Genomic DNA, 13,269 nt, shown 5'->3' with positions numbered 1-13,269 from the left:
ATGCTGCTGATTCAGAGATTGGATAAGATCGAAAGCTCTAGGCGCAATCTCTTCGTGAAGGCCAATGTGCGCAAGGATCTGAAGAGCATTCCGTGTACGGTCGATATCTCTGGTAATTTCATGGCGGGCACTTGTTGCGTCCGCTGGGTACGATCAAAACTGTTGTCAGAGGTAGCAAGATACGTGTGCCATGCGAGAATCCCGGCAACACAGGCCAGCGGCAATGACGTGCAAACGATCAAAGCCATTACGCGGGAACCAACAGTGTCGAAAAGGCCAGATCTCAATTGAACGCCCTTGAACGGTCTTGAAAAAACAAAGGATCAATCACAAGCCTCATGACCAATCAAGCCGGACGTTTTCACCCCACGTTCATGGAGCGCGATCGTCACGATCTTCTTCAATCAGACGTAGCAGTTCTTCAGGGATGGGCTCATTGGCCACGTCGTCGAAAAGCTGATGCAGTCCACGCTTGAGCCAAATGTCGAACGGGTTCTCGTGTTCAGATGAATTTTCTGCCTGGCGGGGCTTCTCCGGCGCGCCGTCCTTTCCCCCAGTCATGTTATCACCTCAACAAAAGAAATAGACCCATGCAGCCTTAACAAAGGTCCTGCCTCTGAGTTGCACCACGGAGATTTAATCAGCGTATTTTGAATAAAAGGAAAGCCGGAATTGCATTTGAGGGAGATGATACATGATCATCTCCCTCATCTATGGCGAGAAAATCGCACAATTTGCAGAAGATTGAGTCCGGACAGTATCTATTCACTCAGAACGTGAAAAGATCGTCAGATTTCAGTCCCTTGCGACGACGATCATCAAGCGTGGCACGAAGTGCAGCAACTTTGACGCGAAGCTTGTCGTTGGCCGGCAGATCGCCGGTCATCCATGCCTCAAGCTGACGACGTGCACGGAAAACGCGGCTTTTTGCTGTGCCGACAGCACAACCGGTGGCTTCAGCCAAAGCCTCGTAGCTCATGCCCTGCACAACCACCATTACCAAGGCTTCACGCTGGTCGGCGGGCAACCGTGACAGTGCCATGGAAAGGTCTTTCAGGGCGAGACTGTCTTCATGTGTAGCATTGCTCGCAAACGAAGATGCAGGCACATCGTCGATATCTGTTGTTTCACGACGTTTGCGCAAATCCGAGATAAAGCGATTGCGAAGAATACGATGCATCCAGGCAGAGAAGTTCGTACCTGGGATGAAGCTGTCCTGTGCGGCAAGGGCATTGCAGACAGCATCTTGAACCAGGTCTTCAGCGGCAGAGCGGTTTCGTGTGAGCGACAGAGCCTGAACTCGCAGCTTGGGGAGAATCTGGATAACCTGGTCATGGAAACTGGACATGCGAAAATCCTTCTTCGCTTTCAGTGCTTTTCACCGGACCAATGAACGGTATGAGAGATTGGTTGCGACAGGGCGCGATTTTTTGAATTTATTTTTTCTTGCCGAGAGAAAGCGGCCCCGGATGTCCGATTGATCCTGCTCTCTAGGAAGAGTTCCTTGTCTCTGTAGCTGGAGAGGCGGTGATCTCGGCCAGTTTGGCCCTTGCTCTTGAAACGCGTGCCTTCATCGTACCAACGGGGCAGGAACAGATCTCAGCTGCTTCTTCATAGCTCATTTCCTGCGCACCCACGAGAATAAGCGCCTCTCGAAGCGTTTCGGGAAGACGCCAGAGCAGAACGGAAAGATCAAGAACATGATCGTGATACCCTTGGCCACCGTCACCCCCCTCTTCACTATCTCGTGATATCTCAGAGAGGATTTCTGTTTCTTTTACCTTGCGGCGTCGCTGCTCGTAGAAAATGTTCCTCAGTATCGTAAACAGCCATGCCTTGATATTTGTACCCTCGACAAACTGGGCGCGCGCGCCGAGCGCACGCAACACCGTATCCTGCACAAGATCGTCCGCTGCAGCGATATCTCGTGTCAGATAGCGGGCAAAGCCACGCAAATCAGACAAGTGGACGGCAATCCCCCTCCTTACGGGATCATCTTTGCCGACACTGCCTGACTTTTGTGTTATATGGTTCGCACTCAGAGCGCGATCTCCTCGAACCGGGTCAAAGCATTCCTCTTTGCTGAAATCCGAAAAAGTGCCATTCTGACACTACAGACCGCTTTCTGTCCGTGAATTTTTCGGAGCTTCGTTACTCAATGGTCGATGCAGAGCGCCAAGACCTGATTCAAGCCTTGCCCTTTGCGCGTCGTTTTGCAAGGGCTCTTGAAGGCAGTCAGAAACAGGGCGACCAGCTTGTCGCCCTTGCCATCAAAGATATGGCTAATCGCAAGGGTGGACACGATATCGGGGCACGCTTCCGTCTCTATCGTTCGGTAATCGAGTGCTTCCGTCAAAAGAGTGAAGATACTCACAGCGCTTCCTCCCTGACCCTCACCCAGCGCCTTGTCCTGTTGCTTACCTCTCTTGAAGAGGTTCCACTGAGCGCGGTGGCGCTTATTCTGGGACGGTCTGAAAGCGAGATTCTCGCTGATATCACAAAAGCCAATGAAGGTCTGCGTTCGGTTGCCGAAACCAGCGTACTCATCATTGAGGATGAGCCAATCATTGCAATGGATATCCAGGATGTCGTGCAGCAATGTGGCCATCGTATTGCCGGAGTGGCTTATAACGAAGCCGATGCCGTGCGTATCGCAAAGGAAACTCGTCCGGGCCTTATTCTGGCAGACATCAATCTTGGCGGCGGTGGTGATGGCATGCATGCTGTGGGGCGCATCATGAAGGACCACCAGGCACCTGTGATTTTTGTCACAGCTTATCCTGAACGTCTGCTGACCGGTGAGCAGGAAGAACCCTCGTTCATCATTACCAAGCCTTTCGAGCCGACGACACTCGCTATCACGACCTACCAGGCTGTAACGGGCGGGTTGAAGTCAATCTGACTTGCATCACAAGGGGTCGTGCGACACATAGGCTTATGGCCGCACCGATCCTTCATCTTCGTGATATCGTCTACTCTCTTGGAGGTCGTCCTCTACTGGACGGCGCCGAAATCGGGGTAGCTCCTGGCGAGAAGCTTTGCCTGGTCGGGCGTAACGGATCTGGTAAATCAACGCTTCTTCGCATCGCTGCTGGCGAAATCCTGCCCGATTCGGGACAATGCTTTGTCCAGCCCGGCGTTAAAATTGTCTATCTGCCACAGGAGCCCGATCTTTCAGCCTTTGTGACCAGCTATGATTATGTCGCACAGGATCTTGAGCCGGAAGAAGATTATCTTGCTCGCAGCATGCTGAGCGAACTCGGTCTGACCGGTGAGGAAAGCACCGCGACCCTCTCAGGCGGTGAAGCAAGACGATGCGCCCTCGCCCGTGCCTTGCTGCCCGGCCCGATCTTCTTCTGCTCGACGAGCCAACAAACCATCTTGATCTCCCAACCATTACCTGGCTTGAGCGCGAGCTGGCATCCATGCGCTCAGCATGATTGTGATCAGCCATGACCGCCGTTTGCTTGAAACGCTTTCGCGCGCTGTTGTCTGGCTGGAACAGGGGGTTACACGACGCCTTGATCAGGGTTTTGCCCGTTTTGAGGACTGGCGTGAAGAAGTGCTGGCCCTTGAGGAACTGGCGGCCCACAAACTTGATCGTGAAATCGCACGTGAAGAAGACTGGATGCGTTATGGCGTTACGGCAAGGCGTAAACGCAACGTACGCCGTGTGGCAGAACTGGCTGGATTGCGCTCCAGACGCCAGGAAATTGCAAGTCAGTTCCGAGGGGCCCTCAAGCTAACTGTTTCTGAATCACAAACCACAGGAAAACTCACGACAGTTGCTGAAAACGTAACCAAAGCTTTTGGTGATCGTGTCGTAGTCAAGAACCTCGATCTGCGCGTGCTGAAAGGGGACAGGCTTGGTATTGTCGGTGCGAACGGCATGGGAAAAACAACTCTCCTGCGTCTTCTGACCGGAGAAGATCAGCCGGATAGTGGTCGTGTTCAGATCGGCCCGTCTACCAGACTTGTAACTCTTGATCAGCGGCGCGCCAGCCTCGACCCAACACTCAGCCTGGCTGATACGATGACGGGCGGTGCTGGTGACATGGTGCAGGTTGGCGACGAGAAACGTCATGTCATTGGGTACATGAAGGATTTTCTTTTTCGACCGGAACAGGCCCGCACGCCCGTTGGTGTTCTTTCGGGAGGTGAGCGTGGGCGCCTTGCTCTAGCTTGCGCTCTGGCGCAACCTTCGAATCTTCTGGTACTCGACGAACCAACAAATGATCTGGACCTTGAAACCCTGGATCTTTTGCAGGAAATGCTCGACGATTACCCGGGCACTGTCATGCTCGTCAGCCATGACCGAGATTTTCTCGATCGTGTCGCAACTTCAGTATTGGTTGCACAGGGTGACGGACGGTGGATCGAATATGCCGGAGGGTATAGCGATATGCTTGCCCAGACCGGCGGAACAGCCCCCGTGGAACGAGCAAGCGCCTCGTCACCCGCAAAAGAAAAAGGCAGTATCGCAAAGGCTGAAAAGACAAGCAGAAAACTCAGCTACAAAGACAAGCTGGCACTTGAAAAACTGCCTCAGGAAATTGCTCGGCTCGAAAAGCTGATTCAGTCTTTGCGGGACACTCTTTCCGATCCGGGTCTGTATTCAAAAAACGCAGCGAAATTCGGCCGTGTGAGCGACGAGCTTACCCAGGCTGAAACGGCTCTGACGGAAGCTGAAGAAGCCTGGCTTCTGCTCGAAATGAAAAAGGAAGAGCTTGAAGCAGGCGTCTGATAAGCGCTGATACGCCTAGCCGGTGATCAGGCCGGAAAGTTCCATTGTCTTTCTGGATGCATCCATACTGGCCTTCACTCTTATGGCAGCATCCAGCGCCCTGATCCCGGCTTCTGCATCCACAAGTATGGGTACCCCATCGAGGCATGAGGCCGCAAAAGCATCATGTTCGGCGGCAAGGCAGTCACAATCTTTCCATTTCAGCGCTTCGCGTCTGAATCCTCCGGTCCCCGGGAGAGGCAAGCCGCGCTTGCGTCCTATCATTGTGAGTTCCTGGGCCATAAAATCGGCTGAGAGATAGCCTTCTTCGGAAAACACGCGCATGCGGCGTTCTGTTTTGAGAGAAATGCGACTTGCCGAAATTGAGCAACACAGCCATTAGTAAAACGCACACGTGCGTTCGAAATATCCTCATGTTCGCTTGATACTGCCACACCAACCGCGTCGATCGACTCAATGGGGGAGTCAACGAAAGAAAGAACAAGATCCAGATCATGGATCATCAGATCGAGGATGACCGAAACATCCGTCCCCCTCGGTTTAAAAGGGGCGATGCGTGTGGCTTCTATGTAGAGTGGCTTGCCGATACGTTCGGAAATGGCCCGATGTTCGGAAGAATAACGCAAAAGGTGACCGACCTGAAGCACGCACCCTGTTTCCTGGGCCAGTGCAGCGAGTGCCCGCGCTTCCTCAAGCGTCGCGGCAATCGGTTTTTCCACCAGTACGTGCCGGCCTGCTTTCAGACAGGCAGCGGCAACAGGAAAATGATGCTCGGCGGGGGCTGCCACGATCACCGCATCGACCTGCGCGATCAGGCGTCAAGGCTTTCTGCCACACTACACCCTGTTTCCTGTGCGACCAGCCGTGCCCGTGCCGGGTCAGGGTCGAAAAGGGCGATCAGTGCCTCGCGGGCACAGCCACGTGCTTTAAGCGCATGGAACCGGCCGAAATGCCCGGCTCCGACAATTCCGACCTTCAACATGGTTTTTCCTGGCTTATACGCAACTGAATTCATGTTTTTGGTGTAGCAGGGCGCAGAGGGAGGTTGCAACGCGCAGCGCCACCCGGCATCTTCCCGCAGCCTGACCGCCATGCGGTATTTTTGATCTCCGGTTGTTACAAGAAGGACGCCGCTCAGTTCGATGATGTACTATAGTCGGCCTACCATGCTGGGAGTTCTGGGAGTCTGTTTCCTCGGACTTCTGCTCTGCCTGCCCAATTTCATGCGCGCGCCCTCGCCTAAACTTCCCTGGCACCAGATTCATCTGGGCTGGATCTGCGTGGCGGCTCCTATCTCCTGCTTCGACTCGATCAGCAAAGTCTTGTCGATGATCGACTGCAAAGTCTAGAAGATCAGGCCAAACAGGTACTGATCGAAAAAAATCTCGGCTATCGTGATTTCCGCAAGGATGACACCGCACGCACGCTCAGCTTTTTGCCTCGCGATACCAGCGAAGCCCAGGCAAGCCTTGCTGCTCTTTCAGCGCTTACAGGAACAGGCAATGAGGTTACGGCAGCCCTCGACCATGATCGTCTTGTTCTGACGCTGAACGAGGCAATGCTGAAGCAGCGGGCGCGTGAAGCGGTCAGCCAGTCGATCGAGATTGTGCGTCGTCGTATTGATGCCACAGGCGCGGTGGATCCTGAGATCACCCGCCAGGGCGATGACCGTATCGTGGTCGAGCTGCCTGGAATCAGCGATCCCGAACATATCAAGCGCCTTCTGGGGACGACGGCAAAAATGACGTTCCGCCTGCTTGCGAATGGCATGGGGGGGACTATCGCTCCTCCGGGCGCCACGATGCTGCCGGATCTGAGCGCCAATAATACCCTTCTGCCAGTCATGGATCATGTCGAGGTTGACGGTGCAGCCCTGACCAATGCCGGAGCCACGATCGACCAGCAAACAGGTGAATGGGCTGTCAGTTTCTCCTTCAACCGTGCAGGAGCAAGCGCTTTTGCGCGCACCACCACCCAGAATATCGGCCGTCGTTTTGCCATTGTCCTCGATAACAAGGTTATCGAGGCGCCTGTCATCCGCTCGGCCATCACCCAGGGCAATGGCCAGATTACCGGCAACTTCACTGCTCAGGCTGCGACAGATCTTGCCGTGATGCTGCGTGCTGGCGCGCTCCCTGCCCCTCTGGCTGTTATTGAGCAACGTTCGATCGGCCCATCCCTGGGGGCTGACTCGATCCGTGCAGGAGCAATCAGCCTCGGTGTGGGTTTTGCGCTTGTCATTCTGTTTATGGCGCTTTTCTATGGTCGCTTCGGCCTTTATGCGAATGTTGCCTTGCTTGCCAATCTCGTTCTGATGACGGCGATTCTCTCGCTCTTCGAGGCGACACTGACTCTTCCTGGCATGGCCGGCATGCTGCTGACACTTGGATGGCTGTTGATGCCAATATCCTGATCAACGAGCGTATTCGCGAAGAGGTAAAACGCGGCCGTACCGCTCTTGCGGCCATGCAGGCCGGTTTTGAACGGGCTTCGTCGACCATTATCGACAGTAATGCGACTGCCTTTCTCGCGCATGTCATGCTGTTCGTTTTTGGAACAGGGCCTGTGCGTGGCTTTGCGCTTACAATCACTATTGGTATCGTCACCACGCTCTTCACCACCATGCTGCTGTCGCGTCTGCTGATGGTGCGCTGGTACGCCCTCACCCGTCCCACAGAACTGCCGGTCTGAAGCGATGCTCTCACGTCCTCTTCTCCGCTTCGTCCGCGAAGACAAGCATATTCCGTTTATGCGTGGCCGCTTTGCCGGTCTCGCAACATCGGCCATTCTCTCGGCACTTTCTGTCGTGCTGTTTTTCGTCCCCGGTCTGAAACTGGGGCTCGATTTCCATGGCGGTATTGTCGTGGAAGCCCAGACCCAAGGACCCGCCGATTTCGAAAAGCTGCGTCATGCTCTGGCTGCACATCAGATTTCGGCAGCAGGTCTGCAGAAATTCGGCAGCGATAACGACGTGCTGATTCAGCTCGATACTCCTCCCCCGGGCCCGAAGCAGGAGGCAGCCACCCAGGCGCTTGTTGATGAGGTGCGCCATGCTGTCGTTGAGGCGCAGCCGGGCACGCAGGTTCTTCGTGCCGATGCGGTTGGTGCCTCAGTATCAAGCGAGCTTTTCCGCAACGGATTGCTTGCCCTTGGTCTGAGCCTTGTAATGATCCTGATCTATATCTGGGTACGTTTTGAATGGGAATTTGCTGTCAGTGCGGTGATCACGCTCGTTCTGGATCTGACGAAGACGGTTGGATTCCTCGCTATCACGCGCTTCCAGTTTGATCTCGTGATGGTTGCAGCTATCCTGACCATTCTTGGCTATTCAACGAATGACAAGGTCGTCGTCTATGATCGTGTGCGCGAGAATTTGCGCAAGTTCCGCACCATGCCTTTGCGTGAACTGCTCGATCTGTCGATCAATGAGACACTGAACCGCACACTGGGTACTTCCATGACGGTTTTCCTCGCAGCTCTTCCCTTGGCAATTTTCGGAGGGCACAGCCTCTCCGGTTTCGCTACGGTTATGCTGTTTGGCATCGTCGTCGGTACATCGTCATCGATCTTTATTGCAGCACCTCTCCTGCTGCTGATGGGCGAAAAGCGGCTTCGCCGCAGCAGGGTATCCTGACAGCATTCAGCATGCAGACATAAAAAAGGGCCATGAATGGCCCTTTTTTATTCATTCCGGTCTCAGGGCGATCCTGATTTCGAGACTGCTGACACCGGTTTTCCAGCTGGCTGAGGTACCGGAGTAGCATAATCCAGAATCTGGCTATGCCTTCATCGGCGAGACAGAAGTTATGGTCTGTCGGGGAATAGGCTGCCTGTCTTATAAGCTGCCACGTATTATGGTCGATAGCGATAAGACGGGCGATATCTGCCTTTGAACTCCTGTGCTGCAGAATACGTGCGATCATCCGTGCTCGGCCATACCATTGGCAATGGCATAACTCGTAAGGAGAACGCTGGGAGAGCGGTTTTGGAGAATGGCGTCTTCACCCCTGCCTGCACAGGCGGTAAGAAGGGCGAAGCTGCAAAGCAGTGTACGGGCGAAAAAGCGGCTCATGAGCCGATCATGCGCCCAGTTACGGTTCAGGCCAAGTCAGCATAGGCCAGAAGGCTCATTTGGGGTCTTTTGCGATCAGATCGCGTATCTCCGTGAGCAGCACTTCGCTTTTGGTCGGTGCCGGCGGAGCTGCCGGAGCGGCTTCCTGCTTGTGCTGAAAACGCGAAACCAGCTTGATGAGCCAGAAGACAGCAAATGCAATAATCAGGAACTGTATGACGGCATTCAGGAACACGCCGATATTGACCGTCACTGCACCGGCTTTTTGTGCTTCAGCAAGTGTGGGCAGGACCGGCCCCTTGAGGGTCAGGAAAATATTTGAAAAATCGATACCGCCTGTAAGCAATCCGATACCCGGCGTCAGGATATCCTTGACTAGACTGGAGACGATCGAAGTAAAGGCAGCGCCAACAATGATACCGACGGCCATGTCGATAACATTGCCACGCATGATGAATTTCTGGAACTCTGTGATCCAAGCGGGTGTAGACAGCTTTGATCGTATATCGGTCATAATCAGTCCTTTTCCAGGGCAAAATTGAATGAAACAATGACTTTCCGGCCTGCGGCGCAGCGTCCAAACGAAGGTTTCGGCTCGCAATGTGGGTCAGAAAGGATTTGCTGGATAGAAAAAACATTGCGCACATAAAAGTTTCTGCGTTTTTGTCGTTCCCCTGATCGTTTCTTTCCGTTATAGCCGCGCCATCCGCTCCGGTCGGCATCGGAGCATTCGAACAAGGGCATTCATAATGAAATCCGGCATCCACCCCGATTATCACGAAATCACCATCATCATGACTGATGGCACTGAGTTCAAGACGAACTCCTGCTACGGCAAGGCTGGTGACACATTGCGTCTCGACGTTGATCCGAAATCCCATCCGGCCTGGACTGGCGTGCAGCGCATGCTCGATACCGGGGGTCAGGTTGCCAAGTTCAACAAGCGCTTTGCCGGCATCGGCGCCCGCGCCTCCAAGAAGTAATTCAGGCACCCCTTCCCGGGCAGGCTCTTGTCCTGCCCGGAAACGATCCTACATGCAGAAGGTCACAACGCCCTCACCGGGTTGTGACAACTCTCTCATGCAGCTGCGTCTGCCATCACGGGGGCGCGCTGATGGATCTGCCTTGAAGGAGGTTCACACCATGTCTTATGATTTTGCACCGCTTCTCCGCTCCGCAATCGGTTTTGACCGCCTTGCACGCTTGGTCGATGATGCTGTCTCCAATGCGCCGACCCATACCAGCTATCCCCCCTACAATATCGAAAAAGCATCTGACGACGTTTATCGAGTGACCATGGCTCTTGCCGGATTTGGTCCTGAAGACGTTGAGGTCTATCTCGCTGATAACCAGCTGATCATCAAAGGAAATGCCCCGCGTCATGGCCGCACAGGTGAAATCCTGCATCGTGGCATTGCAACCCGCGCTTTCGAACGCCGGTTTGCCCTTGCTGATCACATCGAAATTTCCGGTGCTGAACTGGTTAATGGTCTGCTGATTATCAGTGTACAACAGATGAAACCCGAGGCGCTCAAGCCCCGAAGGATTCCTGTTACATTTGGCACTACTACTCGCCAGGTTGATACCGGGGTGACTGAAGAATGTGACATAGCCATAGGTCACGCGGCCTGATGGCTCCTGCATGGCGCGAATGCCACGCAGGACAGTTTTTCTAAAGGGTAGCTGCAGCCAGATTTTTCATGATTTCCGCGCGGAAGGGCTTGACCCTTCCGTGTTTCACAGACCATATCGTCGCAGACTTTGTAATGCATCCAGCAGGTGCCGTGCAAATCACTCCGGCATCGCCGGGGCGTCACATTCCTGATCGGTGCCTGCTGGAGCAATGCTCCTCATGCAGGATAGACCGAGATGACTTTGCCGCTTATGCCGAAAGCCACCGCAGTATGGCTGATCGACAAAACTGCCCTCACCTTCACACAGATTGCCGAATTCTGCGGCATGCATCCGCTTGAAGTACAGGCTATAGCTGACGGAGAAGTGGCGGCCGGTATCAATGGCTATGATCCGGTCAAGAATAACCAGCTTACGCAAGAGCAGATAACGCGTTGTGAAGGCAACCCTGATCTGCGTCTCAAACTGTCCCCCAAGGCCAATCCGGTAGCGCGTCGTGCCAAAGGTGCCCGCTATACGCCGATCGCACGCCGCAATGACCGTCCGGATGCTATTGCCTTCGTTCTGCGTCAGTTTCCGCAGCTCTCAGAGTTGCAGATTATCAAGCTCCTTGGGACCACAAAGGACACAATCGCGAAAGTGCGTGACCGTCAGCACTGGAACAGCGCCAATATCAAGCCGCGCGATCCGGTCATTCTGGGGCTTTGCAGCCAGACCGATCTGAATGCCGCGGTTCAGTCTGCCAATGAGCGTCTGGCCCGTGAAGGACAGAGTGTCCCTGTCGTCGCGGAAATGTCAGACTTCGAAGACAGCCCGCGCTAAGAAGAGATGGCACCAGCCCGCACCCATGTTGTAAGATTCCTTCAATAGTGCCTGTCAGTGAAGCGGAAAGAACACGATGCTCGTCGATCATGAAGTCATGCTCCGCCGTCTGCATGAGCTCCGGAGCGAGCATCGCGATCTTGACACGGTGATTGACCGGTTGGTGCAACACCCTCTTAATCAGCTGCAATTACAGCGGCTCAAAAAGCGGAAACTCATCCTCAAGGACGAGATCAACTTTATTGAGAACCGCCTGATACCGGATGATATTGCCTGAATGAGCGAAGAACTCGATCTCTATCGCCAGACGACAGACGCTGCCCTGACCCCTCGAGTGGGCATTGTCATGGGGAGCCAGTCAGACTGGGCGACCATGAATTTCGCCGCCGAGAAGCTGACTGAACTCGATATCAGTTTTGAGACACGTATCGTCTCTGCTCACCGTACCCCAGATAGACTTGCCGATTATGCGCGCTCAGCGCGCGGGCGGGGCTTGCAGGTTATCATAGCGGGTGCTGGTGGAGCTGCCCATCTGCCAGGTATGGTGTCAGCCTGGACGACCCTTCCCGTTCTGGGCGTACCGGTTGAGTCCCATGCGCTCAAGGGGATGGATTCCCTGCTATCAATCGTGCAGATGCCTGGTGGCGTTCCGGTTGGGACGCTGGCCATCGGCAAGGCAGGCGCAATAAACGCTGCCCTTCTGGCAGCCTCCATCCTCTCTCTCAATGACGAGGGTGTGCAGGCACGCCTGGATACATGGCGTGCCATGCAGACGGCCTCCGTGGCCGATACGCCTGAATCATGACCCAGGCTACGCTGCCCAGAGGGGCAACAATCGGGATTATCGGAGGTGGACAACTCGGGCGCATGTCTGCTGTTGCAGCATCGCGTCTTGGCTATCGGGTTCATATACTCAGTGCTGAGCCCGAGCCTCCGGCGCAGGATACGTCCCGCACAATCACTGTTGGCGCCTATGATGACGAGGCTGTTCTCAGACGATTTGCCGGGAGTGTGGATCTCATTACATTCGAATTCGAGAACATCTCCTCTGCCGGTCTTGAACTGCTTGCGTCACTCTGTCCTGTTCATCCAGCAGGTCGCGTTCTGGCTATCAGCCAGGATCGTATTCTGGAAAAGACGTTTCTTGGTGAGCGGAATATTCCTGTTGCTCCCTGGGTGTCCGTACCTGATGAAGAGACATTGGAGAATGCTGCGACTGAGCTCGGCTATCCGTTTCTGCTCAAGACAACGCGTTTCGGGTATGACGGCAAAGGTCAGTTCCGTATTGCCGATCCGGAGACACTGGCAAGGCTTGCCCCGGAATTGCCCTATCCGCTGATTGCCGAAGGATTTGTCGATTTCGAGCGAGAGCTCAGCGTCATGGTGGCCCGGAACGCCGATGGGGCTATGCGGTGTTTCAGTGTGACGGAAAACCAGCATCGAGACGGTATTCTCGATGTCAGTCTTGCGCCAGCGCGTATCCCGGTTTCCCTTGCAGAGGAAGCCGAAAAACTTGCTCGACAGATCGCAGAAGAAATCGGCCTTGTCGGCATTCTTGGCGTGGAGATGTTTGTCTCGTCAAAAGGAACGCTGCTGGTCAATGAGATTGCTCCGAGACCGCATAATTCCGGTCACTGGACAATGGATGCCTGTCTGATTGACCAGTTCGAAATGCACATCAGGGCGGTAGCTAATCTGCCCTTACCCGACCCTTTCCGTCACAGCGATGCGGTGATGAAAAATCTGCTGGGACCAGAGGGTATGGCCATGTGTGGGACAATAATGGAACATTCCGGTCTGGCACTCCATCTCTATGGCAAGAGCACCTGTCGCCCGGGGCGTAAGATGGGGCATGTCAACGCCCTGTTCCCGCTTGGTGCCTTGCCCGGTCCTTATGGGGTTTCAGCGCGCCTTGATGAAGCACTACAAGATCTTCAGAAGTCCTGATTCTTCAAAACTTACATATTTCCGTTGCCTACGATGATATGATCGGCAACGG

13 protein-coding genes and 3 pseudogenes are annotated in these 13,269 nt (G+C 54.4%); 10 read left to right on the top strand and 6 right to left on the bottom strand.

Annotated elements, in window-relative coordinates:
• Positions 1-372: 372 nt before the first annotated feature.
• The 3 genes from JCM25354_RS07030 to JCM25354_RS07020 all read right to left on the bottom strand — a co-directional run bounded on the left by JCM25354_RS07030 (position 373) and on the right by JCM25354_RS07020 (position 1,964).
• Complete coding sequence (locus JCM25354_RS07030) at positions 373-561, bottom strand: NepR family anti-sigma factor (RefSeq protein WP_025885483.1); 189 nt, start codon at positions 559-561, stop codon at positions 373-375.
• Positions 562-769: 208 nt separating this feature from the next.
• Positions 770-1,348, bottom strand: coding sequence for a sigma-70 family RNA polymerase sigma factor (locus JCM25354_RS07025; protein ID WP_025885482.1), 579 nt, complete (start codon positions 1,346-1,348; stop codon positions 770-772).
• Between the two features lie 142 nt (positions 1,349-1,490).
• Positions 1,491-1,964: a sigma-70 family RNA polymerase sigma factor gene (locus tag JCM25354_RS07020; RefSeq protein ID WP_084294662.1), complete on the bottom strand. Its 474-nt coding sequence runs from the start codon at positions 1,962-1,964 to the stop codon at positions 1,491-1,493.
• A 194-nt stretch (positions 1,965-2,158) separates the two neighbouring features.
• On the opposite strand from JCM25354_RS07020, the gene JCM25354_RS07015 reads away from it, so the two are divergent.
• Both JCM25354_RS07015 and JCM25354_RS17310 read left to right on the top strand, forming a co-directional pair.
• A complete protein-coding gene (locus JCM25354_RS07015) occupies positions 2,159-2,902 on the top strand; it encodes a PhyR family response regulator anti-anti-sigma factor (protein WP_025885480.1) in 744 nt (247 codons plus the stop codon).
• A 35-nt stretch (positions 2,903-2,937) separates the two neighbouring features.
• Positions 2,938-4,744: pseudogene (locus JCM25354_RS17310) on the top strand (ABC-F family ATP-binding cassette domain-containing protein).
• A 15-nt stretch (positions 4,745-4,759) separates the two neighbouring features.
• Here the strand turns inward: JCM25354_RS17310 and JCM25354_RS17305 are convergent.
• Positions 4,760-5,759 (bottom strand): annotated as a pseudogene (locus JCM25354_RS17305) (Gfo/Idh/MocA family protein).
• Between the two features lie 127 nt (positions 5,760-5,886).
• On the opposite strand from JCM25354_RS17305, the pseudogene secD reads away from it, so the two are divergent.
• Both secD and secF read left to right on the top strand, forming a co-directional pair.
• A pseudogene (gene secD, locus JCM25354_RS17300) lies at positions 5,887-7,435 on the top strand (protein translocase subunit SecD).
• A gap of 4 nt (positions 7,436-7,439) precedes the next feature.
• The gene (gene secF / locus JCM25354_RS06995) at positions 7,440-8,378 is read left to right on the top strand and encodes a protein translocase subunit SecF (protein WP_025885479.1); all 939 of its coding nucleotides are present in this window, start codon (positions 7,440-7,442) and stop codon (positions 8,376-8,378) included.
• A gap of 285 nt (positions 8,379-8,663) precedes the next feature.
• Here the strand turns inward: secF and JCM25354_RS21340 are convergent, their stop codons facing one another.
• Both JCM25354_RS21340 and mscL read right to left on the bottom strand, forming a co-directional pair.
• Positions 8,664-8,816, bottom strand: a complete 153-nt coding sequence (locus JCM25354_RS21340; RefSeq protein WP_159103462.1) for a hypothetical protein — start codon at positions 8,814-8,816, stop codon at positions 8,664-8,666.
• Between the two features lie 55 nt (positions 8,817-8,871).
• A complete protein-coding gene (mscL, locus tag JCM25354_RS06985) occupies positions 8,872-9,330 on the bottom strand; it encodes a large-conductance mechanosensitive channel protein MscL (RefSeq protein ID WP_025885478.1) in 459 nt (152 codons plus the stop codon).
• Between the two features lie 235 nt (positions 9,331-9,565).
• Between mscL and rpmE the strand changes: the two genes are divergently transcribed.
• The 6 genes from rpmE to JCM25354_RS06955 all read left to right on the top strand — a co-directional run bounded on the left by rpmE (position 9,566) and on the right by JCM25354_RS06955 (position 13,217).
• Positions 9,566-9,799, top strand: a complete 234-nt coding sequence (rpmE, locus tag JCM25354_RS06980; protein ID WP_025885477.1) for a 50S ribosomal protein L31 — start codon at positions 9,566-9,568, stop codon at positions 9,797-9,799.
• 160 nt (positions 9,800-9,959) lie between these two features.
• Positions 9,960-10,448, top strand: coding sequence for an Hsp20 family protein (locus tag JCM25354_RS06975; RefSeq protein WP_025885476.1), 489 nt, complete (start codon positions 9,960-9,962; stop codon positions 10,446-10,448).
• Positions 10,449-10,685: 237 nt separating this feature from the next.
• Complete coding sequence (locus JCM25354_RS06970; RefSeq protein WP_025885475.1) at positions 10,686-11,270, top strand: DUF1013 domain-containing protein; 585 nt, start codon at positions 10,686-10,688, stop codon at positions 11,268-11,270.
• A 76-nt stretch (positions 11,271-11,346) separates the two neighbouring features.
• Entirely contained in the window at positions 11,347-11,547 is a 201-nt protein-coding gene (locus JCM25354_RS06965; protein ID WP_025885474.1) for a YdcH family protein, read from the top strand.
• Positions 11,548-12,075, top strand: a complete 528-nt coding sequence (gene purE / locus JCM25354_RS06960; protein ID WP_051537274.1) for a 5-(carboxyamino)imidazole ribonucleotide mutase — start codon at positions 11,548-11,550, stop codon at positions 12,073-12,075.
• A complete protein-coding gene (locus JCM25354_RS06955) occupies positions 12,072-13,217 on the top strand; it encodes a 5-(carboxyamino)imidazole ribonucleotide synthase (protein ID WP_025885472.1) in 1,146 nt (381 codons plus the stop codon). The genes purE and JCM25354_RS06955 overlap by 4 nt, the downstream gene beginning before the upstream one ends.
• Positions 13,218-13,269 lie beyond the last annotated feature (52 nt).

It is taken from the genome of Asaia prunellae JCM 25354, assembly GCF_000613885.1.
Classification (GTDB): Bacteria; Pseudomonadota; Alphaproteobacteria; order Acetobacterales; family Acetobacteraceae; genus Asaia; species Asaia prunellae.
The sequence above is the reverse complement of the archived record's forward strand: the minus strand, read 5'-3'. Positions and strand labels throughout refer to the sequence as shown.

Excerpts from the sequence above, each read along its gene's own strand:
- JCM25354_RS07030 (WP_025885483.1), bottom strand. The coding sequence starts at position 561 with ATGACTGGGGGAAAGGACGGCGCGCCGGAGAAGCCCCGCCAGGCAGAA.
- JCM25354_RS06955 (WP_025885472.1), top strand. The coding sequence starts at position 12,072 with ATGACCCAGGCTACGCTGCCCAGAGGGGCAACAATCGGGATTATCGGA.
- JCM25354_RS06970 (WP_025885475.1), top strand. The coding sequence starts at position 10,686 with ATGACTTTGCCGCTTATGCCGAAAGCCACCGCAGTATGGCTGATCGAC.
- rpmE (WP_025885477.1), top strand. The coding sequence starts at position 9,566 with ATGAAATCCGGCATCCACCCCGATTATCACGAAATCACCATCATCATG.
- JCM25354_RS21340 (WP_159103462.1), bottom strand. The coding sequence starts at position 8,816 with ATGAGCCGCTTTTTCGCCCGTACACTGCTTTGCAGCTTCGCCCTTCTT.
- JCM25354_RS06975 (WP_025885476.1), top strand. The coding sequence starts at position 9,960 with ATGTCTTATGATTTTGCACCGCTTCTCCGCTCCGCAATCGGTTTTGAC.
- JCM25354_RS07015 (WP_025885480.1), top strand. The coding sequence starts at position 2,159 with ATGGTCGATGCAGAGCGCCAAGACCTGATTCAAGCCTTGCCCTTTGCG.
- mscL (WP_025885478.1), bottom strand. The coding sequence starts at position 9,330 with ATGACCGATATACGATCAAAGCTGTCTACACCCGCTTGGATCACAGAG.
- purE (WP_051537274.1), top strand. The coding sequence starts at position 11,548 with ATGAGCGAAGAACTCGATCTCTATCGCCAGACGACAGACGCTGCCCTG.
- secF (WP_025885479.1), top strand. The coding sequence starts at position 7,440 with ATGCTCTCACGTCCTCTTCTCCGCTTCGTCCGCGAAGACAAGCATATT.
- JCM25354_RS07025 (WP_025885482.1), bottom strand. The coding sequence starts at position 1,348 with ATGTCCAGTTTCCATGACCAGGTTATCCAGATTCTCCCCAAGCTGCGA.
- JCM25354_RS06965 (WP_025885474.1), top strand. The coding sequence starts at position 11,347 with ATGCTCGTCGATCATGAAGTCATGCTCCGCCGTCTGCATGAGCTCCGG.